Origin of the sequence: Mycobacterium sp. SMC-14 (assembly GCF_046250075.1) — a bacterium.
Taxonomy (GTDB): domain Bacteria; phylum Actinomycetota; class Actinomycetes; order Mycobacteriales; family Mycobacteriaceae; genus Mycobacterium.
This window is the reverse complement of record NZ_CP176429.1, coordinates 3,358,951-3,381,436: the sequence shown is the minus strand read 5'-3', so window position 1 is coordinate 3,381,436 and position 22,486 is coordinate 3,358,951. Positions and strand designations below refer to the sequence as shown.

The window sequence follows — 22,486 nt, the reverse complement described above, 5'->3', positions numbered from 1 at the left end:
AGTAACTCCGGGGTCTGACAGGTCGCAGAAACGCATCCATCGCCAAAACCACTGTGACACAAGTGAATGCAGTGATAACCCGGGCGAAGTCAGGCGGCTGCGGTACCGGGCTTGGTGGGCTCGGTGACTTCCTTGACGAACTCACCGATGTAGCGGATCGCCCGCCGCCCCTCGGGCAGCACGTCGGCCGCCAAGGGGAAGTCGTGCACCTGGCCCTCCCATAGATGCAGATCGCAGCGGACCCCGGCGGCATCCAGGCGTTGCGCCATGGACTCGGCGTCGGGCAGCAGCAGCTCGTCAGTGCTTGCGTGGATCGCGACAGGGGGCAGCAACGACAGGTCGGCGTCCTTCGGCGATGCGGCTCGGGCGCGTAGCAGGTATCGGGTGAACGCCATGAGTGCCTCGCACGGGAACATCGCACACCGCCGGGCATTGCAGTGCTGAAGTTTTGCGGTGGGGTCCGCATCGGTGAACGGTGAAACCGTAGCAATCCCAGCAGGTTTCATCAGATCCGATTGCGCCGACGCCAGAGCGGTCATGAAAGCCAGGTATCCGCCGGCAGAGTCGCCCGCGATCACGATCTGCTCGGGGGCGTAGCCCTGACGGAGCAGCCAGCGCAATCCGCTCAGCCCGTCCTCGATCGCGTCGGCCATCCGGTATTCAGGCAACATCCGATAGTCGATGTTGAGGACGCTGGCGTCGGCAGCGCGGGACAATCGAGTCACCAGTGAGCGATGAGTGTTGAGCCCGCAGGTCAGGAACGCCCCGCCGTGCAGATAGAGAATGGCCCGCTGCGCCGAGGCTTCTGCGTCCTGAACCCGTTCTGCGACACTGGAACCCAGTCGGAAGCGTTCGACATGTGCGGTGTGCCGGTGCGGCACCATGCCGGCCAGCCGGTCGACCGATGCGAGCGGCCACGCCAAGTCCGGCCGGACCGCCCACGCGCGCACCAGGTTCTTCACCACGAGCCTGCTGGCCAGCCCCACCGCAACTGATTGTGCGCTGTGGCGGCGGTGAATTCGCCTCGTCAATCCCCTGGTGACCATGTTGATCACCTCCTCCACCAGTCCGATTACCCGCGCGTCGGGCGTTTCAACCGGCGTGGCTGCAGTGCCGGTTGAGTAAGCTGGCGCAATGAGTCCTGTGCCACGGCCGCCGCTGGATGTGACCGCTCTTCGGGACGGGCTGGCCGGACCGGGTGGGCCGTGGCGCACCGTGGATGTCGTCGACGACACCGGTTCCACCAATGCCGATCTGTTGGCCCGCGCCGCAGCGGGGGAGGACATCGACGGCGCCGTGCTGCTGGCTGAACATCAGACGGCCGGCCGTGGGCGTCACGGTCGACACTGGAGCGCCCCGACGCGCAGCCAGCTCGCGCTGTCGGTGGGAGTCGCCGCCGCGACGGTGCCGACATCGGGTTGGGGTTGGCTGACGCTGGCCACCGGGGTCGCAGTCGCCGATGCGATTGCCGAAGTTTCGGGCCTGCAGGTCGGCCTGAAGTGGCCCAACGACGTTATCGCCGGCGACGGCAAGCTGGCCGGCATCCTCGCCGAGGTAGCCGCCCCGAAGCAGCTGATCGTGGTGGGGCTCGGGCTCAACGTGACGATGACCGCCGAGGAGGCTCCGGATCCCGTAGCGGTCTCGCTGGCCATGCTCGGGGCTTCGGTACTTGATCGAAACACCCTCGCCGACAAGGTTCTTCGCCACCTCGCGGCTCGGATCGCGGCCTGGCGCGCGGCCGGTGGGGCGGACGACGCCCTGGTGTCGGACTATCGGCGGCACAGCTGCACGCTGGGAGCCCAGGTGCGCGCCGACATCCCCGGCGACCAACGAGTGGAGGGACTGGCCGAGGCCATCGATGACACCGGCCGCCTGGTGATCAACACCGGGAACGGCACCGTCACGGTGTCGGCAGGCGACGTCACCCGGCTGCGGCCGAACAAAGGCAGCGGTTAGGGCCGGCCATGGGCTATCCGGAGAACGTGCTGGCCGAGGACGAGCAGGTGGTGTTGCATCGCCACCCCCACGTCAAACGTCTGATCCTGCCGGTGCTGGTCCTGTTTCTGGCCACCGCCCTCGCCGCGTTCGCCGCCGGGTTCGTCAGCCCGCGGGCCTGGGATCCGGTCGCCAAGAACGTCGTCTTCGGGGTGATCTGGGCGATCTGGCTGGTAGTGGTCGGCTGGCTCACGCTGTGGCCGTTCCTGAGTTGGCTGACGACGCATTTCGTCGTCACCGACCGGCGCGTGATGTTCCGGCACGGATTGCTGACCCGCAGGGGCATCGATATAGCTCTGGCGCGGATCAACAGTGTGGAGTTCGTCCATGGGTTCATTGACCGGATCTTGCGAACCGGGACGCTGATCATCGAGTCGGCGTCACAGGAACCGTTGGAATTCTACGACATCCCGCGCGTGGAGCAGGTCCACACGCTGCTCTATCACGAGGTCTTCGACGGCTCCGATCGGAAACTCTTCGGCGGCTCCGGTCAGGACGTCTTCGACAGACCGTCCGCCGGCGGTTGATGACGGGCCGGACGCCGGAAAAGCGTCACGACGCCGGTATCAGGGCCGCCCTCCAGTGAATCCTCGATCGCCTCGGCGAGCGCGCCGGTCTCGATCGTCGCGTCCAGCGCGGCGTCGGTACTGCGAGCGAACTCATCCGGAAAGACCCAGCGGCGGAACGCCCAGAACCGGAACGCCATCTGCAGCAGGTTGCCGATGATGTAGGCCGAGACGAAGTCCGACAGGTTCTCGACGGTCAACGACACCATGGGCGCCCGCAGCCCAAGCACGTAGCTGGAGAACCACAACGGCGCCATGGACAACACCACGCCGACGCCGCTGACCCCGAAGAACAGCAGCGCTTCGTGGTGACGCTCCCGGCCGCCCCGATCCTTGAAGCTCCACTCCCGGTTGAGGATGTAGGAGGCGATCACAGCGACGATTCCCGAGATGACCTTGGCCGTGACGGGCTTGGGCGACAGGATGGTCAGCTTGAGGGTGTAGAACAGCGCCGAGTCGATGAGGAAGGTGGTCGCGCCGACGATGGCGAACTTGATCAGCTCATGATGGCGTTCGGCCAGCGGACGGATCACCCGCGGCAGGCGGGCGATCGTGGCGTCGGTAAAAGACACAAGTTGCCAGTGTACGGACTCGGCCCCCTCCGCGCCTAACGACTGCGTAACGACCTCGCTGCGCAGCACTTGCGATCGCCGCGCACCGGCGTGACACGATATTGGCCGTGCCGAACCCCCCAATCACGATGCCGCCTGCGAGCGGACGCAGCCCGCTTGTCGCCATGGTGGGCGGCGGCCAGCTGGCGCGGATGACCCATCAGGCCGCGATCGCGCTCGGACAGCGGCTGCGGGTGCTGGCCGCCGCGGCCGACGAGCCGGCCGCCCAGGTCACCCCGGACTTGGTGATCGGATCCCACACCAACCTCGATGACCTGCGCCGGGCCGCCGCCGGAGCCACCGTACTCACCTTCGACCATGAGCACGTCCCGGGCGAGCTGCTGGACCAACTGATCGCCGAGGGTGTCAACGTCGCGCCGCCGCCGGCGGCGCTGCTGCACGCCCAGGACAAGCTCGTGATGCGCCGCAAGCTGTCGGAGCTGGGAGCGCCGGTGCCGCGGTTCGCCGCGATCGAGACGTCTGAAGATCTCGACGACTTCGCCGCCCTGACCGGCGGCCCGATGGTGGTGAAGGCGGCCCGAGGCGGTTACGACGGGCGCGGGGTGTCCATCGTCGACGACGTGGACCAGGCCAGGGCGGTCGTTGCCGACTATCTGGCCGCTGGAGTACCGGTACTGGCCGAAGAGCGGGTCGCGATGCGCCGGGAACTCTCGGCGCTGGTAGCACGGTCACCTTTCGGTCAGGGCGCGGCGTGGCCAGTGGTCGAGACCGTTCAAGAAGACGGAATCTGCGTGACGGTGATCGCTCCCGCTCCCGACCTTCCGGACGAATCCGCTGCTGCTGCACAACAATTGGCGCTGCGGTTGGCCGATGAGCTGGGCGTGGTCGGGGTACTGGCCGTCGAACTGTTCGAAACCGTCGATGGCCAGGTGTTGGTCAACGAGCTGGCGATGCGACCGCACAACTCCGGGCACTGGACCATGGACGGTGCCGCCACCAGCCAGTTCGAACAGCATCTGCGCGCGGTGCTGGACTATCCGCTCGGCGCAACCACACCGGTGGCGGCCGTGACCGTGATGGCCAATGTCCTCGGTGCCCCGCAAACGCCGGCGATGACGATGGACGAGCGGTTGCACCACCTGTTCGCCCGCTATCCCGACGCCCGAGTCCACCTCTACGGCAAGGACGAACGGCCGGGCCGCAAGATCGGCCACATCAACCTCTTGGGTGCGGACACAAAGGACTCGGCGAACCTGCGCGAGCGGGCCGAAAGCGCGGCACACTGGTTGTCGCACGGGGAATGGAGCGATGGATGGGATCCGCATGACTGAGCACAAGCCCGGACCCCGGGTCGGCGTGATCATGGGTAGCGACAGCGACTGGTCGGTGATGGAAGAGGCAGCGCTCGCGTTGGCGGAGTTCGAGATCCCGTTCGAGGTCGGGGTGGTCTCGGCGCACCGCACCCCGCAACGGATGTTCGACTACGCCCGCGACGCCGCCGGCCGCGGCATCGAGGTGATCATCGCCGGGGCGGGCGGAGCCGCGCACCTGCCCGGGATGGTGGCTTCGGCCACACCGCTGCCGGTGATCGGGGTGCCCGTCCCGCTGGCCCGCCTGGACGGCATGGACTCTTTGCTGTCGATCGTGCAGATGCCGGCCGGAGTGCCTGTGGCCACTGTTTCTATCGGCGGCGCACGCAACGCGGGTTTGCTTGCAGTGCGTATTCTGGGCTCAGCCGACGCCGCGCTGCGGGCCCGCATGGCGGCATTTCAAGACCAGCTGGCCGCGAGCGTGCTTGCGAAGGACGCGATGCTTCAAGGTAAAGTTACCGGCGAGTAGCTTAGGAGGCTGTGATGGCTGGGTGGGCCGGGAATCCCTCGTTTGATCTGTTCAAGTTGCCCGAGGAGCATGATGAGTTGCGGGCGGCGATTCGGGCGTTGGCGGAGAAGGAGATCGCTCCGTACGCCAAGGATGTCGACGAGCAGGCCCGGTTTCCCGAAGAGGCTTTGGCTGCGTTGAATGCGTCGGGTTTCAACGCTGTGCACGTCCCGGAGGAGTACGGCGGGCAGGGTGCGGATTCGGTGGCGGCGTGCATTGTGATCGAAGAGGTCGCGCGGGTGTGTGCGTCGTCGTCGTTGATTCCGGCGGTGAACAAGCTGGGCACGATGGGTTTGATCTTGTCGGGTTCTGATGAGCTCAAGGCGCAGGTGTTGCCGGGTTTGGCTTCTGGTGAGGTGATGGCCTCGTACGCCTTGAGTGAGCGTGAGGCGGGCAGTGATGCCGCGGCGATGCGGACGCGGGCCAAGGCTGATGGGGATGACTGGATCCTCAACGGGTCTAAGTGCTGGATCACCAATGGTGGCAAGTCCAGTTGGTACACGGTGATGGCGGTGACGGACCCTGACTTGGATGCCAATGGGATCTCGGCGTTCATGGTCCACATCGACGACGAGGGCTTCACCATCGGGCCTAAGGAGCACAAGCTGGGGATCAAGGGTTCGCCCACGACCGAGCTGTATTTCGAGAACTGCCGTATTCCGGGTGATCGGATCATCGGTGAGCCGGGGACGGGTTTTAAGACGGCGTTGCGGACGTTGGATCACACGCGTCCGACGATCGGTGCGCAGGCGGTCGGTATCGCGCAGGGTGCTTTGGACGCGGCGATCGAATACACCAAGGACCGTAAGCAGTTCGGGAAGAACATCAGCACGTTTCAGGGTGTGCAGTTCATGTTGGCCGATATGGCGATGAAGCTCGAGGCTGCTCGGTTGATGGTGTATTCGGCGGCGGCGCGGGCCGAGCGTGGTGAGACGGGGTTGGGTTTCATCTCGGCGGCGTCGAAGTGTTTTGCCTCGGATGTGGCGATGGAGGTCACCACCGATGCGGTGCAGTTGTTCGGTGGGGCGGGTTACACCACGGATTTCCCGGTGGAGCGGATGATGCGCGACGCCAAGATCACCCAGATCTATGAGGGCACCAACCAGATCCAGCGCGTCGTCATGAGCCGACACCTACTGCGCTGACACCGCGGCGATGACAAACCGGATCGACATCGTCCGCGCGGCGCGGCATGCCTTCGTCGACACAGTCGACGGGCTCACCGACGACGAATTCGACCGCGGCGCCACCCTGTGCGCGCAATGGTCGCCGCGTGACGTGCTGGCCCATCTGCTCGGTACCTCCGAGATCGGCCGATACCTGCGTGCTCCGTGGCGGTTGCACAAGATCAACGCCGAGGTCGTCGTGGAGGGACGTGGTCGCGACCGGGCCGAGTTGATCGCCGATGCCCGGCGCTGGGCGCAGGTACCCGATCGCGCGGTGGCCGGGCTCCTGCTGGGCGACCTGGCGATGCATCACCAGGATGTGCTGCGCGGGCTGGGCCGTAGCCGGGAGATCCCGCCGGTTGACGAGGCCGCGATCCTGGCCGAGGGAGTGAGCCTGACCGTGCAGAAGCTGCAGCCGACGCTGCTGCGGTATCGGGTCGAGCCCACCAACGGGATCGGCCGGCCCCGTGGCCGTGGCACCGTTGTGCGCGGCACCGCAGAAGCGCTGGGCCTGTGGCTCGGCGGCCGCAACATATCCGATGTCGAGATCGGCTGAGGCGTTCGCGCGCATCGGTGAACGAAGGAATCCGACCGCCCTAAGATTGGCAGTCGGCGCTGTCCGTCCCACCTAGGAGAGGCTTCATGCCAGGACTTCTTCCCGAGGTCGACCCCGACGGTTTGCTGGAGTACTCCGTCGTCTACACCGACCGGGCACTCAACCACATGTCCGCACGCTTCCAGGACGTCATGAACGACGTCTCGGCCATGCTGCGCGAGGTCTACCACGCCGACGCGGCAGTCATCGTGCCCGGCAACGGGACGTGCGGCATGGAGGCGGTCGCGCGGCAGTTCGCCAACGACGCGCAGGTGCTCGTCGTCCGGAACGGGTTCTTCAGCTACCGCTGGAGCCAGATCCTTGCGGCCGGCCGCATCACCGACAGCGTCACCGTGCTCAAGGCCCGTCCGACCGGTGACGGCGACCAGGCGCCCTTCGCTCCCGCGCCCATTGACGAAGTCGAGGAGGCGATCGCGCGGATCCGGCCGGCGGTGGTCTGCGTTCCGCACGTGGAAACCGCCAGTGGAATCCTGCTGCCGGACGACTACCTGGCGCGCATCGGCGCGGCGACGGCCGCGGTGGGCGGCCTGTTCGTCCTGGACTGCATCGCCGCCGGCGTGGTCTGGGCTGACATGGCGGCCCTCGGGGTGGACGTCTTGGTGACCGCGCCACAGAAGGACTGGAGTGCCGAGCCGGGCTGTGCCATGGTCGGCCTGTCGGGCCGGGCGCTGGAGGTCATGGAGCGCACCCAGAGCACCAGCTTCGCGCTGGACCTGAAGAAATGGCGCGAGATCATGCTGGCCTACGAGAACGGTGGCCACGCCTACCACGCGACCATGCCGACCGGCGTGATCAGCGGCCTTCGCGACGCCATGGCCGAGACCCGCGAACGCGGGTTTGATGCCGTGCGCGATCAGCAGTTCACCCTGGGGCGCAAGGTGCGTGCGCTGCTGGCCGAACGGGGCTTCCCCAGCGTGGCCGCACCGGGATTCGAAGCGCCCGGCGTGGTGGTCAGCTACACCACCGACCCCGACATCCGCACCGGCAGAAAGTTTCTGGCCCAGGGCCTGCAGACCGCGGCCGGAGTGCCGCTGCAGTGCGATGAGCCGGCGACGTTCAGCACCTTCCGGCTGGGGCTGTTCGGTCTGGACAAGTTGGCCGATATCGAGGGCACGGTGGCGCGACTGGGCTCCGCGATCGACCGGATCGCCTCGGCCTGATCCGATGCCAGAAGGTAACGCCGGCACGTCGAGCATCTACCTCGCTGCCGCCGAGGGCGGCACGGGCAAGTCCGTGCTCGCGCTGGGCCTGCTGCACCTTCTGGCCGCGTCGTCGACGCGGGTCGGCGTGTTCCGCCCGGTCGTGCGGTCGTTGGACGAGCCGGACGGGCAACTCGAACTGCTGCTCGCGCATGCCACCGCCACCATTGACGACCACGGTGCCTGCCGTGGCGTGACGTACCAGGACGTCTTCGCCGACCGGGAGGCGGCGCTGGGGGAGATCGTCGCGCGGTTCCACGAAGTCGCCCGGCACTGCGACACCGTGCTGGTAGTCGGCAGCGACTACACCGACGTCGTCAACCCGAGTGAGTTGAGCTTCAACGCCCGGGTCGCGGTGAACCTCGGCGCGCCACTGGTGCTGGCGGTCAACGGGCACAACCGCGACGCGGAGGCCGTCGCGGAGATCACCGAGCGTTGCCTGGCCGAAGTGGCCGCGGTACACGCCCATCCGGCAGCGGTGATCGCCAACCGTTGCGACCCGGACCGGCTGGCCGATGTCACCCAGGCGATCTCGGTACGCCTGGCCGGCGCCGACATTCCGGCGTTCGCGCTTCCCGAGGTTGCGTTGCTGTCGGCCCCGACGATGGCCGAACTCTGCACTGCGCTGGAGGGCACCGTCTACAGCGGCGACCCGGAATTGCTGCGCCGCGAAGCGCTCAGCGTCATGGTCGGTGGCATGACCGCTGAGAACATTCTCGATCGGCTGTCCGAGGGCCAGGTGGTGATCGTGCCGGCCGACCGCTCCGACGTGCTGCTGGCGCTGGTGAACGCCCATGAAGCACAGGGCTTCCCATCGCTGGCGGGCATCATTCTCAACGGTGGTCTGCTGCCACACCCGGCGATCGACAAATTGGTGAAGGGACTGCGGCCCACGCTGCCGTTGATCGCCACCAGTCACCGCACCTACGACACCGCCGAAAAGGTGTCGCACACCGGCTCGAGGATCACCGTCGGTGCATTGCGCAAGATCGACACCGCCCTTGCCCTGGTCGCCGCGCACATCGACGGCGCCGAGCTGGCCGAGCGGATCCGGGTGCCGGCGTCCACCGTGATCACCCCGCAGATGTTCGAGTATCGGCTGCTGGAACGGGCCCGGGCCGACCGTCGCCACATCGTGCTGCCGGAAGCAACTGATGACCGGATCTTGTTGGCGGCCGGACGGTTACTGTCCCGCGGAATCGTGGATCTGACCCTGCTCGGTGTGGAAGGCGCGGTGCGCCAGCGCGGTGCCGAGCTGGGCGTGGACCTGGACGCGGCGCGGGTGATCGACCCCGAGACCAGTGACCTGCGCGATACCTTCGGCGCCGAATACACCCGGTTGCGTGCGCACAAAGGCGTGACCGAAGACCGTGCCCGCGAGATCATGCGCGACATCTCCTATTTCGGCACCATGATGGTGCACTCCGGGATCGCCGACGGGATGGTGTCGGGCGCCGTGCACACCACGGCCCACACGATCCGGCCGGCGTTCGAGATCATCCGGACCGCGCCGGGGGTGTCCACGGTGTCCAGTGTGTTCCTGATGTGCCTGTCCGACCGGGTGCTGGCCTACGGGGACTGCGCGGTGGTGCCCGATCCGACCGTCGACCAACTCGCCGACATCGCGATCTCCTCGGCGGCCACCGCGGCGGCATTCGGAATCGAACCCCGAGTCGCACTGCTGTCCTACTCGACCGGCGAATCCGGTTCCGGCGCGGGCGTGGACAAAGTCCGTGCCGCAACGCAATTGGTACACGAGCGCCGCCCCGATCTGCTCGCCGACGGCCCCATCCAATATGACGCCGCGGTCGACGAAGGAGTGGCCGCGGCCAAGATGCCGGACTCGCCGGTCGCGGGACGAGCCACCGTGCTGGTTTTCCCGGACCTCAACACCGGCAACAACACCTACAAGGCGGTGCAGCGCAGCGCCGGTGCGATCGCGATCGGCCCGGTGCTGCAGGGACTGGCCAAGCCCGTCAACGACTTGTCCCGTGGTGCGCTGGTCGACGACATCGTCTACACCGTCGCCATCACCGCGATCCAGGCGCAGGGGGTGGCTCCGTGACCGACACCGCGTCCGGTCTGGTGCTGGTGCTCAACTCCGGCTCGTCGTCGATCAAATTCCAGTTGGTCGACCCGGTGGCCGGGACCGCGCTGCTGTCCGGACTGGTGGAGCAGATCGGCGAGGCGGACAGTCCGGTGGCCGACCACGCCGCCGGGCTGCGGCTGATCCATCGGCAGCTCGTCGACTCCGGCATCGACCTGGCCGCCGTCCGTGCCGTGGGGCACCGGGTGGTGCACGGGGGCAACCTGTTCCACACACCCACCCTGATCACCGATGAGGTGGTGGCGGAGGTGGCGCGGCTGGCCGAGCTCGCCCCGTTGCACAATCCGGCCAACGTGATCGGGATCGAAGTGGCTCGCCACGACTTTCCCGACGTACCGCATGTGGCGGTGTTCGACACCGGCTTCTTCCACTCCTTGCCGGCGGCCGCCGCCAGCTATGCCATCGACCACGACGTCGCAACCCGATACGGTATCCGCCGCTACGGATTCCACGGCACCTCACACGAATACGTCGCCGGTGAAGTCGCCGCCGTGCTGGGCCGCGACCCCGGCGAGCTGAACATCATCGTGCTGCACCTGGGCAACGGCGCCTCGGCCTCGGCGGTGCGCGGCGGGGTGGCCGTCGAGACCTCGATGGGACTGACCCCGCTGGAGGGCCTGGTGATGGGGACCCGCAGCGGTGACGTCGACCCGGGCGTGCTTTTCCATCTCAACCGCACCGCTGAGATGGGCGTCGACGAGCTCGACGAGCTGTTGAACCGCCGCTCCGGTCTCAAAGGTCTGTGCGGGGTCAACGACTTTCGGGAGCTGCTGGAGCAGCGGGAGGCCGGCGGCGCGCTCGGCGAGGCCGCCGGGCTGGCCTACGACGTCTACATTCACCGACTGCGCAAATACGTGGGCGCCTACCTGGCGGTGCTGGGCCGGGTCGACGCCATCGCCTTCACGGCCGGGGTGGGGGAGAACGCGCCCAGCGTGCGCGAGGACGCGCTGGCCGGCCTGGACGGGCTGGGCATCGTGGTGGACCCCGCACGCAACCGCGCCGGCAAGGGCGCCCGGATCATCTCAACCGACGGATCACCCACCACCGTCTTGGTGATTCCCACCAACGAAGAGCTGGCGATAGCCAGGGCTGCCTGGCAGTTCGTGTGAGCCTCGCCCGCGATCTGGACCCGGTGGCCCCGCTCTGGCGGGCCGCGCAGGTGTTCCGACTGCTGAGTTGCCTGTACGCGCTGGGATTTCAGCTTGCGATCAACGACGACCTGCGCCGGCCCGGGCTGGCCTGGGCACTGTTCGCGGTCCTGATCGGTTTCAGTGGCCTCTGCGCGGTCGGCTATCTGCGCGGCTTCGCCCGTCGCCCGGCGTGGGTGATCGCCGAGATCGTCGTTGTTGTAGCCCTCATGCTCTCCACCGAGGTGGTCGCCTCCCGACAGTGGGAACTCGACAATCAGACCTGGCCGACGACACTGTGGGCCAGCAACGCCACCATTTCGGCTGCCCTGCAGTTCGGTTCGACCGGCGGCATGGCGACTGCGGCCGTGGTCACCGCGGCCAGCGCCTTCGTCAAGGGCTACGTGAGCCTCAACTTCGGCCGCAACGCCACCATGATCGTCGAGCTGGCCCTCGGCCTGGCGGTCGGCATGGCAGCGCAGACGGCGCGGCGAGCCCACGACGACCTGCAGCGGGCAACCCGGCTGGCCGCCGCCACCGAGGAGCGCGAGCGGCTTTCCCGACACGTCCACGACGGCGTCATCCAGGTGCTGGCACTGGTCACTCGAAAGGGGCGCGAAATCGGTGGCGCCACAGCCGAGTTAGCTGAGCTGGCCGGCGAGCAGGAACGTGCGCTGCGCCGGCTGGTGAGTTCCGCGGACTTCACCACGGACGTCGGCGCCACCGATCTTCGGGCACTGCTGAGCCGCCGCGCGGACGATCGGGTGTCGCTGAGCCTGCCCGGCACACCGGTGCTGCTGGAACAACGCGCGGCCGCCGAACTCGATGCCGCCGTCGGCAATGCCCTGGACAACGTGCGGGCCCACGCCGGTGCGCATGCCCGTGCCTTCGTGCTCTGCGAAGACCTGGGTGAGACGGTGACCGTCAGCGTGCGCGACGACGGCGTGGGCATCGCCGCCGGCCGGTTGGAAGAGGCCGCTCGCCAGGGCCACGTCGGAGTATCGAAGTCGATCGTCGACCGATTGGCCGCACTGGGTGGCAGCGCGGTCTTGCACACCGAGGTCGGGGAGGGAACCGAATGGGAACTGTCCATCCGACGGTGATGGTGGTCGACGACCATCCGATCTGGCGCGACGCCGTTGCCCGCGACCTGGCCGATTCCGGCTTCATCGTGGTCGCCACCGCCGAGGGGGTGGACGCGGCGCGCCGCCGGGCCGCAGCGGTGAAACCCGACGTGGTGCTGATGGATATGCGGCTGGCAGACGGCGACGGAGTCGCCGCGACCTCCGCGGTGCTCGAGGTCTCCCCGGCATCGCGGGTGCTGGTGTTGTCGGCCTCCGACGAACGTGAGGACGTGCTGCAGGCGGTCAAAGCCGGCGCGATCGGCTATCTGGTCAAAAGTGCCTCGCGGGAGGAATTGACCGATGCGGTGCACGCCACCGCAGCCGGCCGCGCGGTGTTCACTCCGGGACTGGCCGGGCTGGTGCTGGGCGAATACCGGCGCCTGGAACGCAGCCCCGACGCCGGGCCCGCCACTCCAGCACTGACCGAGCGGGAGACCGAGGTGCTGCGTCACGTGGCCAAGGGCCTGTCCGCCAAGCAGATTGCCGAGCGGCTCTGCCTGAGCCACCGCACCGTGGAAAACCATGTCCAGGCGACATTCCGCAAGTTACAGGTCGCCAACCGGGTGGAGCTGACCCGCTACGCGATCGAACACGGCCTGGACAGCTGACCGGCGAAGTCGAGTAGTCCTACTCATCCGATTGCCGCCCCCGATGCGGCATCGTTGCCTGCGTGACCGAACCACATGCCGTGCTGCACCGGCTTACCGCGGAATGCCACGCCTTGTCCTGGCAGCTCTACCGGGTCTCGACTGAACTCGCCGACCTGGATCGGCAACTGCACACCGCGCCTGCCCCGGTGTTGCCACCCGTACCGATGGAGCCGGCGGCTCCAGCGGCCATGCCGGTGAACCCAGCGTCTGGAGAGGCGGCGGCAAAACAGAAATCTGCTACCGCAGTGGGTGACTCGAGCTGGATCGGCAAGGTGCTGGCCGTCGCGGGTGTCGCGGTGACGTTGGTCGGCGTGGTGCTGCTGCTGGTGCTGGCCGCCCAGGCCGGCATTCTGCGTCCGCAGATCCGGGTGGCCGGTGGCTTCGCGCTCTCGGCCGTGCTGGTCGGTGCGGCGCGCCGGCTGCGCAGCCGACCGGGCGGACGGACCGGCTCTATTGCGTTGGCCGCCACCGGGATTGCCGCGGCCTATCTGGACGTCATTGCGGTCACCGCCTACTACCAATGGGTGCCGGCGGCCGTCGGGTTGGTGGTCGCGGCAACGGTCGGCGGCGTCGGCCTGCTACTGGCGCGGCGCTGGGACTCCGAACACCTCGGGGTGCTGGTGCTGGTCCCGCTGATCGGTCTGGCCCCGATCATCACCGGCGACGTCGACCTGCTGTTGATCGGTTTCCTGCTAGCGCTGTCGGCGGCGGCCTTGCCGGTGCAGCTGGGCAAGGACTGGACGGCGATGTTCGCCGCCCGCATCGCAGCCGCGACGTTGCCCCTGCTGGTGGCGCTGGTCGCAGTCAGTGGCGATGACCACCGGTGGCTGGTCGGCGGCGCCAGCGCCGTGGGCGCGGTGCTGGCCGTGGTCAGTGGGCTGTTGGTGCTGCCCACCAGCACCCGGCCGGGTGCACTCGCGCTGCTGACCGCCGCCGGAACCCTCCCGGTTTTGGTGGCCGGCGCCGCGCTCGACACGGTGCCGGCCACCGTACTGGCGGCGGCACTGTCGGTCGTCATGCTCGCGATCGTCCTTGCACATCGGGCACTGCCGCCGGTCGCCGTGCAGGTCTTTTCGGCGCTGTCCGCGGTCGCCGCACTGATCGCGGTGACCACGGCTGTGCACGGCTCGGTGCTGGCCCCGGTGCTGCTGGCCATGGCCGTCGTCGTCGCGGCCGCCGGACCACGCAGCGATGTGGCCCGTTGGGTCGCAGCGGGATTCGGATTCGCCGGCGCGGTCGTCTACCTCGGCCACGCGGCGCCGGACACCCTGATCACCGCGACGGCGATGCCGACCGCAGACACGGTGGCCACGCTGATCGCCAGCCTGCTGCTGATCGCGCTGGTGGTCGTCATGGCCCGCGCATACGCCGGCGCCGACGGGGCGAGTCCGGCGAATGCGCCGATCCTGGCGGTGGCCGGCGGGGCGTCGATCGGCTACGCCGTCACCGCGTTCACCGTCACCGCCGGCGTCGCGATCGGTGGTACCGAAGGCGGGTTCTTGGCAGGCCACATGACGGCCACCCTCTGCTGGATCGCGATGGCGGCCGGGCTGCTGCGCTACGCGTTGCGCTTGGCTGACCGCGAGGCCCGCACCTGGGCGATCACCGCTGGCCTGGCGCTCACCGGCGCCGCCACCGCAAAGCTGTTCCTGTTCGATCTGGACACCCTCGACGGCATGTTCCGGGTCGCGGCGTTCATCGTCGCGGGCCTGCTGCTGCTGGCGATGGGCACCGGCTACGCCCGCAGCCTGGCGCAGCAGGACGAGAGGTAACCGGCGATGACAACCCTGCTGGGCTTCCCCGACCCCACCGAGCTGGCCGCGGCCACGCCCGCCGGGCGCGATCGCGCCCTGGACGTCATGCGCATCACCGCGCTGCTCGGCGTCGTCATCGGCCACACCGTGATGGCCACCAGCGTCATCCGCGACGGTGTGCTGATCTGGGACAACCTCCTGACGGCCTCGCCCGCGCTGGCGGGCTTGACCTGGGTGTTCCAGATCATGCCGCTGTTCTTCTTCGCCGGCGCCGCCGCCTGCCTGACCACGTGGCGGCCCGGCGAACAGTGGGGCGGCTGGCTGATGAAACGCTGCACCCGATTGTTCCGGCCGGTCTTCTTCTACCTGGGGTTCTGGGCCGCCGCCCTGGCGGTGCTGCGCCCGGTGCTGCCGCAACACGTCTACGAACCGGTTGCCGGCGTCAGCATTCAGCTGCTGTGGTTTCTCGGCGCCTACGTGCTGGTGCTGGCCGCGATGCCGCTGCTGTACCGGATCACCACCACCGGAACGCTTTTCGTCGGTGTCGCCGTGGTCTACGCAGCGATCGCGGTCGTCGACGTACTGCGACTGCAACACCCGGCGCTGGCGCCGGTCGGCTATCTCAACCTCGCCGTCTGGCTCATCCCGGCGATGTTCGGTGTCGGCTACCGGCGCGCACTGCTGCGGCGGCGCGCGGCGCTGGCAATCGCGGTAATCATGGTGGCGATCGATGTCGCGCTGGTTCGGTTCGGGCCCTACCAACTGAGCATGGTGGGCACCGGTGACCACCAGTTGTCCAACACCAGCCCGCCGTCGCTGCTGCTGGCCGGGCACGCGATCGCGATGAGCGCGCTGGCGATCTGCGTCGCGCCGGCGATCACCCGATGGGCGCAGCGGCCCCGGGTGTGGTGGCTGACCGCGGTCGGAAACTCCGGGGCCATGACGCTGTACCTGTGGCATATCCCGGTGCTGCTGGGTGTGCACCTGCTCTTCGACCAACTGGGCTGGGCCCGCTACCCGGGTCTGCCGCATTTCGTTGCCGTCAGCGTCGCGCAGTTGATCATCGTGGCCGCCGTGGTGGCGCTGTTGTTCATGGTGTTGCGGCCACTGGAGAACAACCCGCTGCCCGGTTGGGACGGCCGGATCTCGGCGGGGCCGGGCCGTGGCACCGCCGCGGGCCTGCTGCTCATGGCGGCCGGCGCCGCAACATTGGTCGCGGTCAAGTGGGGCCTCAAAGACGACGGACTGATCTGCGTCGCGGTCATGCTGGCCGCGCTGACCGGTGCGCGGCTGCTGGTCTCTAGGGTCAGCACGCCAGCGTCCAAGACCCCGTCCGGCTACTGACCGGGCAGCGGGGGAGGGCCGGCCCCGATCGCATCCGGCGGTACCAGGCCCGCTCGCGGCGCGTCGCGGTACAGTTTCGTCCTGTGAAATTCGGCCGATCGACCGTGCTGCCGGCCTTGCTGGTTGTTGGCGCACTGACGGTTTCGGCCTGTGGCGACGACTCTGCCCAACTGGGGTCCGCCGAGGACCCGGCGGCGGGCGTGGACTGCGGGGGCAAGCAGGCACTGCATGCCGGCGGCTCGACCGCCCAGGCACGGGCGATCGAACAGTTCGCTTACGCCTATTCCCGGGCCTGCCCCGGACGGGGGCTGGACTACAACGCCAACGGTTCCTCCGCCGGAGTCGATGACTTCATCGCCAACGAGATCGACCTGGCCGGCTCCGAGGTAGCGCTGGACCCCACCAAGACGCAGCCGGAACGGGCCGCGGAGCGGTGCGGTTCGCCGGCCTGGGACCTGCCGGTGGTGTTCGGCCCGATCGCCGTCACCTATCACCTCAACGGGGTGAACAGCCTCAGCCTGGATGGGCCCACCCTGGCGAAGATCTTCAACGGCACCATCGGGAGCTGGGACAATCCCGCGATCAAGGCGCTCAACGCCGGTGTTGCGCTGCCCGCGCTGCCCATCCATGTGGTGTATCGCAGCGACCGGTCGCCGAGCACCGCCAGTTTCCAGAAATACCTCGAGGTCGCCTCTGACGGCGGGTGGTTCGCCGGCGGCGGCGACATGTTCAACGGCGGCATCGGCGAGGCCGCCACCGGCAACAACGGTGTCGCGGCGGCGCTGCAGAGCACCGACGGATCCATCACGTACAACGAATGGTCGTTCGCGGTCGGCAGGCAGCTGCCCATGGCGCAGATCAGCACCGCGGGTGGCTCGGCACCGGTGGCGATCTCCACCGAATCGGTCGGCAAGACGATCGCTGGGGCGAAATTCGTGTCCGACGCGAACCCGAACAACGACCTGGTGCTGGATACGGCGTCGCTCTATCGGCCCGCCGAACACGGTGCCTATCCGATCGTGTCGGCGACCTACCAGACGGTCTGCTCGAAATACCCCGACGCCGCCACCGGCACGGCGGTCAAGGCGTTCCTGCAGGCTGCGATCGGTCCAGGCCAGGACGGGCTGGACCAGTACGGCTTCATTCCACTGCCGGCGTCCTTCAAATCCAGGCTCCTGACTACGGTCAACGCGATCTCGTGACCGTTTACGGCGTCGGCGCCGGTTAGTCTGGTAGCCAATCTTTCGCCGCAGTGCGCGGCACTGTGGTCGAAGGGAGCGTCGTCGGTGAACAATCCCGAGCCGGGTTCGCGGACCGGGTCGCGATTCGGCCCCTATCAATTGGGGCGGTTGCTCGGCCACGGAGTCGTGGGTGATGTCTACCGGGCCGAGGACACCCGCAACGACGAGACGGTGGCGCTGAAGCTTCTCTCTGAGTCGCTCTCCGCCGACGAGGCGTTTCGCAGCCGGCTGGAGGACGAGGCCGAAGCCGCCGGTCAGCTGACCGAGCCGCATGTGGTGCCGATCCGCGCCTACGGCGAGATCGACGAGGTGCTCTACCTGGAGACGGGCCTGATCGACGGCACGAATCTGGCCACCGTCTTGGCCGACGGAGGTCCGCTGAGCCCGCCGCGCGCGGTGGCCATCGTGCGGCAGGTCGCCGCGGCCCTGGACGCGGCACACAATGCCTATGTCGTCCATCGTGACGTCAAACCCGACAACATCTTGGTCACTCAGGACGATCTGGCGTATCTGATGGACTTCGGGGTGGCCGCGGCGATCGCCGAACCGGGCGCCCGGGCCAAACCGTCCGTCGGCACCCTCACCTACATGGCTCCCGAGCGTCTGACCGGCGAGCAGGTCACGCACCTGGCCGACATCTACTCGCTGGCCGCTGTGTTGGCCGAGGCGCTCAGTGGGGTGCCCCCGTTCTCAGCCGACAGCGTCGACGAGGCGATCGAGGAACGTCGCACCGCCGAGCCACCGCAGCCGAGCAAGCTGCGCCCGGGGCGGGTTCCGGCGGCCATCGACACGGTGCTGGCCCGCGGGCTGGCTCGCAAACCCGAGGAGCGCTACAGTAGCGCCGGTGAGCTCGCCGCCGCTGCCTACCAGGCGCTGACCGAGCCCGAACGCCACCAGGTGCTCCGGTTCCTGCGGCGCGGCGAGCCCGCACTGCACCTGCCCGGCGGCCTGGAACCCGAGCCCCGGCCCGAGAGGCGGGGCAGCACTGCTCTGCCGGCCGGCGTGAGCCGAGCAGGATGGGCGCCGTCGGACATCGGATTGGCTACGGCATTGGGCACCGGTCTGGGCGGACCGCCCCCGGCTCCGTTCCCGATGTCGCCCCTGCTGCGTAACGATCTGCAGACTCCGATCTCGGCGATGCCCACTCCGTCCCGGCGGTGGCGGTTGCCCCGCAAGCCGGTGCTGGTGGCGGCCGGTGCGATCGCCGCGGTCACCGTCGTCGCCGGTATTACGCACCTGGTGTCGGAGCCCTCGTCGGCGACGCCGGTCGCGGCACCCCCACAGGACGTATTGCCGTTCACCGACCTGGGCTACCGGCTCTCACCGGGTGGGGTGGCGTTGGACGGCGACGGCAATGTCTACGTCACCAGTGAGGGCATGCACGGGCGGGTGGTGCGCCTGGCCGCCGACTCGACTGCCTCGACGGTGGTGCCCTTCAGCGACCAGTATCAGCCGCGCGGCGTGGTGGTCGACAACATCGGCAACGTGTACTTCTCCGATGTCAACGACCGGGTGGTCAAGGTCGGGGCGGAAGCCGACACTCACACGGTGCTGCCGTTCGTCGGCCTGGACGACCCCGACGGGGTGGCGGTGGATGCCGACGGCGGCAACGTCTATGTCGCCGACCGCGGCAACGACGTGGTGCTGCGGCTGGACACCGCCACCAACACCCAGACCACGGTGCCGTTCGTCGGCCTCAACAAGCCCGATGGGGTGGCGGTGGACTCCGCCGGCAATGTCTACGTCACCGACACCGGCAACAACCGGGTGCTCAAGCTGGTGGCAGCCTCGGGCGAGCAGGTGGTGCTGCCCTTCACCGGGATCATCGCGCCGTGGGGTATCGCGGTGGACGAGGCCGGCGACGTCTACGTCACCGAGCACAACCGCAACAAGGTGGTGAAATTGGCAGCCGGCGCCGCGATCCCGGTAGTGCTGCCGTTCACCGGCCTCAACGCTCCGTTGGACGTTGCGGTCGACAAACACGGCAATGTCTACGTCGCCGACCGCGGCAACGACCGCGTCGTCAAGGTGGACGCGGACAGCTGAGGACCGCCTGAGGCGCCGGTGCTGTGACGGCTGCCTCACCGAAACGCCAGGTAACATTTTTTGCGTGGACAGTAGCGTCGTGGGCCCCGCAGCGGCCGTCACCGATCCGGTGACCGACGCCCCGGGCACGACCATCGGACACCACGACCACGATCACGATCACTCCGGGCATGCCCATGGCGTTCGGGTCGTGCGCGATGGGGGCTGGCACCGCGCAGCGACCTGGGCTCGACGGCTTGCCTGGGTCAGCCTGGTCCTGGTGGGAATCGAAGGCGTGGTGGGTCTGTGGCAGGGCCTGGCCGCCGGTTCGATCGCCCTGACCGGCTGGGCACTGGGAGCCATTCCTGAGGCGATGGCCGGGGCCGTGGTGATCTGGCGATTCACCGGTGCCCGCACCCTGTCCGAGACGGCCGAGCGGCGCGCTCAGATCGGCGTGGCGATCTCGTTCTGGATCAACGCCCCCTATATCGCCGCGGAATCGGTACGCCACCTCTTCGGCGACCACCGCAGTGAAGGCAGCGCCATCGGCATCGCGGTCACCGCCGCGGCCGTTCTGGTGATGCCGGTGCTGGGTCGGGCCCAGCGACGGCTCGGCACGCGGCTCGGCTCGGCGGCGACCGTCGGTGAGGGAGTGCAGAACTATCTGTGTGCGATCCAGGCCGCCGCGGTGCTGGTCGGTCTGACCCTCACCGCGCAGTGGACCGGCGGTTGGTGGCTGGACCCGCTGATCGGTCTGGGGGTGGCCGCCGTTTCGGTGTGGCAGGGCTTCCGTTCCTGGCGCGGCGAAGGCTGCGGCTGCTGAACGCCGCTGAGGCGGTGCGTCTACCGACGCAAAGTCCCGACTGCCCTGGAGCTGGTGGTGGTGCTCGACAGGAACAGTCGGGACGGGAGCCAGATTACGGCACCGCGGGGTCGGACGCCAACGCTTCGGAGCCCAGCCGGTAGCGAATCAACCGTGAGCTGTTGGCGACCACGGCCACCGACGACGCATTGTGCAGGATCGCCGCGAGCACCGGTGACAGCGCTCCGCCGGCGCCGATCAACAGGCCGACGGCGTTGACCGCGATCGACATGCCGTAGTTCTGCCGGATCACCTCGACAGCACGTCCGCCCAGGTCCCGGACGTCGAGCAGTCGGCGCAGGTCGTCGTTGGCCAGGGCGACATCGGCGGTCTCCACCGCAACGTCGGTACCGGCCAGACCCATCGCGATCCCGATATCCGCGGCGGCCAATGCCGGTGCGTCGTTGACGCCGTCACCGACCATGCCCACCACATAGCCTTCGTCCTGCAGTCCGCGTACCACCTGCAGCTTGTCCTCCGGCAGCACCTCGGCTCGCCATTCGTCGATGCCGAGTTCGGTCGCCACCGCTGCCGCGGTCTCCGGGTGATCGCCCGTGAGCATGACGATGCGGCGAACACCTTTGGCGCGCAACGCCTCAAGCACCTCGCGCGACTCTGGGCGCACCTCGTCGCGCAGACTGATCAACCCGACCAGGGTGCCGTCGACCGCCAGCAGCAGCGGGGTCTCGGCCTGTGCGCGCAGCTTGGCGACCCAGTCGGCCGCCTTCTTGGAGATACGGACCTTCTCCGAGCGCAGCAGGTTCGGGCTGCCCAGCAGCAGGGTGCGGCCGTCGGCCCAGGTGCGGATGCCCAGCCCCACCAGGACTTCGCATTCCTCGTGCGGCGGGATGCTGATGTGGCGTTCCTCGGTGGAGCGGATCACCGCTTCGGCCAGCGGGTGACGCGAGTGCAACTCCGAGCTGGCGGCATAGGCGAGCACCTGTTCGGGCTGCCAATCCTTGTGTATGGCAACGATATTGGTCACCACCGGGCGGCCCACCGTCAACGTGCCGGTCTTGTCGAACACGATAGCGTCCACCCGGCCGGCCTGCTCCAGATGCGAGCCGCCCTTGATCAGGATGCCGCGCCGCGCACCGTTGCCGATCGCCGCGCTGATCGCGGTCGGCGTGGCCAGTCCCACCGCGCAGGGGCAGGCGATCAGCAGCATCGTCATTGCCCGACGGACATCGCCGGTGAGCACCAAGGTGATCGCCGACAGGATGAACGAGGCCGGCACGAAGCGCCGTGAGAAGTTCTCGCCGACGGTCTGAATCGGTGCCCGGTCGTGCTGTGCCTCCTCGACGCGGCTGATGATGCGGCCGATCACGGTCTGGTTTCCCACCGCGGTGGCCCGGACCACCACCCGGCCGCGCACCACCACGGAACCGGCGTGCACCCTCGCCCCGGCGATCACGCTGACCGGCAGCGTCTCGCCGGTGATCGCGGACTGGTCGACGATGGCCTCCCCGTCGACGACTTCGCCGTCGACCGGGATCGCCACGTGGTCGTGGATGATCACCTCGTCGCCGATCTGCACCGTGTCGATCGGCACCTGCACTTCAGTACCGTCGGCCAGCCGGATCCATGCGGTGTCCTGGTTGCCGCGCAAGAGATCCGAGATGGCGCGGCGGGTGCGGCGTAGCGTCAGATCCTGCAGGTACTCACCGATATTGAGCAACCAGAGCACGGTCAGTGCGACCACGTTCTCCCGGAGCACCAGGCTGGCCACGGTCGCGGCGGTCACCAGTGCGTCGGTGCCGGCCCTGCCGGACCGGATCGAGCGCAGTGCGCCCCGCAGGAAGGGGTAACCCATGAAGACCGTGGCGCCGGTCGCGACGAGTTGACCGCTGGGCCCCAGCAGCGGCGGCCGGGCGAAGACGTAGCGGCGCACCCCCAGCACCGCCAGCGCCGCGCCGCCGATCACCATGCGCAGCACGTCGGTGTTGCGGATATCGGCCGAGCGTGGGGTGCGGGCGGGGATCAGCTCGGCTGCGACGGTTGCCGCCGCCGCGATGGCCGCCAGGATCTCCGCGGTGTCGCTCCGCTTGGGGGAGTACCAGACCACGACCGAGCCGGTACGCGGATAGGCGTGCACGGTACGTACCCCGTTGACCCGGCCGGCGGCCTCCTCGGCGGCCACCGCACGCCGGGAGTCGCCACGGACCCACGAGACCTGCACCCGCATCCGGCCGGCCGCGTCGGAAATGACGCTCAGCTGATCGTCGGCGGGCACGGTTGCTACGGCGCTGCTGATCATCGC

General features: G+C 68.4%; 19 protein-coding genes. 16 read left to right on the top strand and 3 right to left on the bottom strand.

What is annotated here, in order from left to right:
* Positions 1-89: 89 nt before the first annotated feature.
* A complete protein-coding gene (locus tag ACKY0W_RS16005) occupies positions 90-1,046 on the bottom strand; it encodes an alpha/beta hydrolase (RefSeq protein ID WP_409437816.1) in 957 nt (318 codons plus the stop codon).
* Positions 1,047-1,134: 88 nt separating this feature from the next.
* On the opposite strand from ACKY0W_RS16005, the gene ACKY0W_RS16000 reads away from it, so the two are divergent.
* Positions 1,135-1,956: a biotin--[acetyl-CoA-carboxylase] ligase gene (locus ACKY0W_RS16000; protein WP_409434862.1), complete on the top strand. Its 822-nt coding sequence runs from the start codon at positions 1,135-1,137 to the stop codon at positions 1,954-1,956.
* Positions 1,957-1,964: 8 nt separating this feature from the next.
* Positions 1,965-2,522, top strand: coding sequence for a PH domain-containing protein (locus tag ACKY0W_RS15995; protein ID WP_409434861.1), 558 nt, complete (start codon positions 1,965-1,967; stop codon positions 2,520-2,522).
* Here the strand turns inward: ACKY0W_RS15995 and ACKY0W_RS15990 are convergent.
* Positions 2,486-3,133 carry a GtrA family protein gene (locus ACKY0W_RS15990; RefSeq protein WP_409434860.1) on the bottom strand — a complete coding sequence of 216 codons (648 nt, stop codon included), beginning with the start codon at positions 3,131-3,133 and terminating at the stop codon, positions 2,486-2,488. The genes ACKY0W_RS15995 and ACKY0W_RS15990 overlap by 37 nt on opposite strands.
* Positions 3,134-3,261: 128 nt before the next feature.
* Here ACKY0W_RS15990 and ACKY0W_RS15985 point away from each other — a divergent pair, with 128 nt between their 5' ends.
* From ACKY0W_RS15985 to ACKY0W_RS15920, 14 genes are all read left to right on the top strand, one after another.
* Entirely contained in the window at positions 3,262-4,464 is a 1,203-nt protein-coding gene (locus ACKY0W_RS15985; RefSeq protein WP_409437815.1) for a 5-(carboxyamino)imidazole ribonucleotide synthase, read from the top strand.
* Complete coding sequence (gene purE / locus ACKY0W_RS15980; RefSeq protein ID WP_406758099.1) at positions 4,457-4,972, top strand: 5-(carboxyamino)imidazole ribonucleotide mutase; 516 nt, start codon at positions 4,457-4,459, stop codon at positions 4,970-4,972. The genes ACKY0W_RS15985 and purE overlap by 8 nt, the downstream gene beginning before the upstream one ends.
* Before the next feature lie 14 nt (positions 4,973-4,986).
* Positions 4,987-6,156 (top strand): acyl-CoA dehydrogenase, encoded by a 1,170-nt coding sequence (locus ACKY0W_RS15975; RefSeq protein ID WP_409434859.1) that lies wholly within the window; start codon positions 4,987-4,989, stop codon positions 6,154-6,156.
* Between the two features lie 10 nt (positions 6,157-6,166).
* Positions 6,167-6,733, top strand: coding sequence for a maleylpyruvate isomerase family mycothiol-dependent enzyme (locus tag ACKY0W_RS15970; RefSeq protein WP_409434858.1), 567 nt, complete (start codon positions 6,167-6,169; stop codon positions 6,731-6,733).
* 86 nt (positions 6,734-6,819) lie between these two features.
* Complete coding sequence (locus ACKY0W_RS15965; RefSeq protein ID WP_409434857.1) at positions 6,820-7,953, top strand: aminotransferase class V-fold PLP-dependent enzyme; 1,134 nt, start codon at positions 6,820-6,822, stop codon at positions 7,951-7,953.
* 4 nt (positions 7,954-7,957) lie between these two features.
* A complete protein-coding gene (gene pta / locus ACKY0W_RS15960; protein ID WP_409434856.1) occupies positions 7,958-10,057 on the top strand; it encodes a phosphate acetyltransferase in 2,100 nt (699 codons plus the stop codon).
* Positions 10,054-11,208, top strand: a complete 1,155-nt coding sequence (locus ACKY0W_RS15955) for an acetate kinase (protein WP_409434855.1) — start codon at positions 10,054-10,056, stop codon at positions 11,206-11,208. The genes pta and ACKY0W_RS15955 overlap by 4 nt, the downstream gene beginning before the upstream one ends.
* On the top strand, positions 11,205-12,329 hold the full coding sequence (gene macS / locus ACKY0W_RS15950) for a MacS family sensor histidine kinase (protein WP_409434854.1): 1,125 nt from the start codon (positions 11,205-11,207) through the stop codon (positions 12,327-12,329). Before ACKY0W_RS15955 ends, macS begins: the two co-directional genes overlap by 4 nt.
* Complete coding sequence (locus tag ACKY0W_RS15945) at positions 12,305-12,958, top strand: response regulator (RefSeq protein ID WP_409434853.1); 654 nt, start codon at positions 12,305-12,307, stop codon at positions 12,956-12,958. The genes macS and ACKY0W_RS15945 overlap by 25 nt, the downstream gene beginning before the upstream one ends.
* A gap of 62 nt (positions 12,959-13,020) precedes the next feature.
* Positions 13,021-14,772 (top strand): DUF2339 domain-containing protein, encoded by a 1,752-nt coding sequence (locus tag ACKY0W_RS15940; protein WP_409434852.1) that lies wholly within the window; start codon positions 13,021-13,023, stop codon positions 14,770-14,772.
* A gap of 6 nt (positions 14,773-14,778) precedes the next feature.
* Positions 14,779-16,098: an acyltransferase family protein gene (locus tag ACKY0W_RS15935; protein ID WP_409434851.1), complete on the top strand. Its 1,320-nt coding sequence runs from the start codon at positions 14,779-14,781 to the stop codon at positions 16,096-16,098.
* A gap of 83 nt (positions 16,099-16,181) precedes the next feature.
* Positions 16,182-17,300 carry a phosphate ABC transporter substrate-binding protein PstS gene (gene pstS, locus ACKY0W_RS15930; protein ID WP_409434850.1) on the top strand — a complete coding sequence of 373 codons (1,119 nt, stop codon included), beginning with the start codon at positions 16,182-16,184 and terminating at the stop codon, positions 17,298-17,300.
* 84 nt (positions 17,301-17,384) lie between these two features.
* Positions 17,385-19,385 (top strand): serine/threonine-protein kinase PknD, encoded by a 2,001-nt coding sequence (locus ACKY0W_RS15925; protein ID WP_409434849.1) that lies wholly within the window; start codon positions 17,385-17,387, stop codon positions 19,383-19,385.
* Positions 19,386-19,575: 190 nt separating this feature from the next.
* Positions 19,576-20,187, top strand: a complete 612-nt coding sequence (locus ACKY0W_RS15920; RefSeq protein ID WP_409437814.1) for a cation transporter — start codon at positions 19,576-19,578, stop codon at positions 20,185-20,187.
* 94 nt (positions 20,188-20,281) lie between these two features.
* Here ACKY0W_RS15920 and ctpC read toward each other — a convergent pair whose 3' ends face one another.
* Positions 20,282-22,483 carry a manganese-exporting P-type ATPase CtpC gene (gene ctpC / locus ACKY0W_RS15915; RefSeq protein WP_409434848.1) on the bottom strand — a complete coding sequence of 734 codons (2,202 nt, stop codon included), beginning with the start codon at positions 22,481-22,483 and terminating at the stop codon, positions 20,282-20,284.
* Positions 22,484-22,486: the final 3 nt, after the last annotated feature.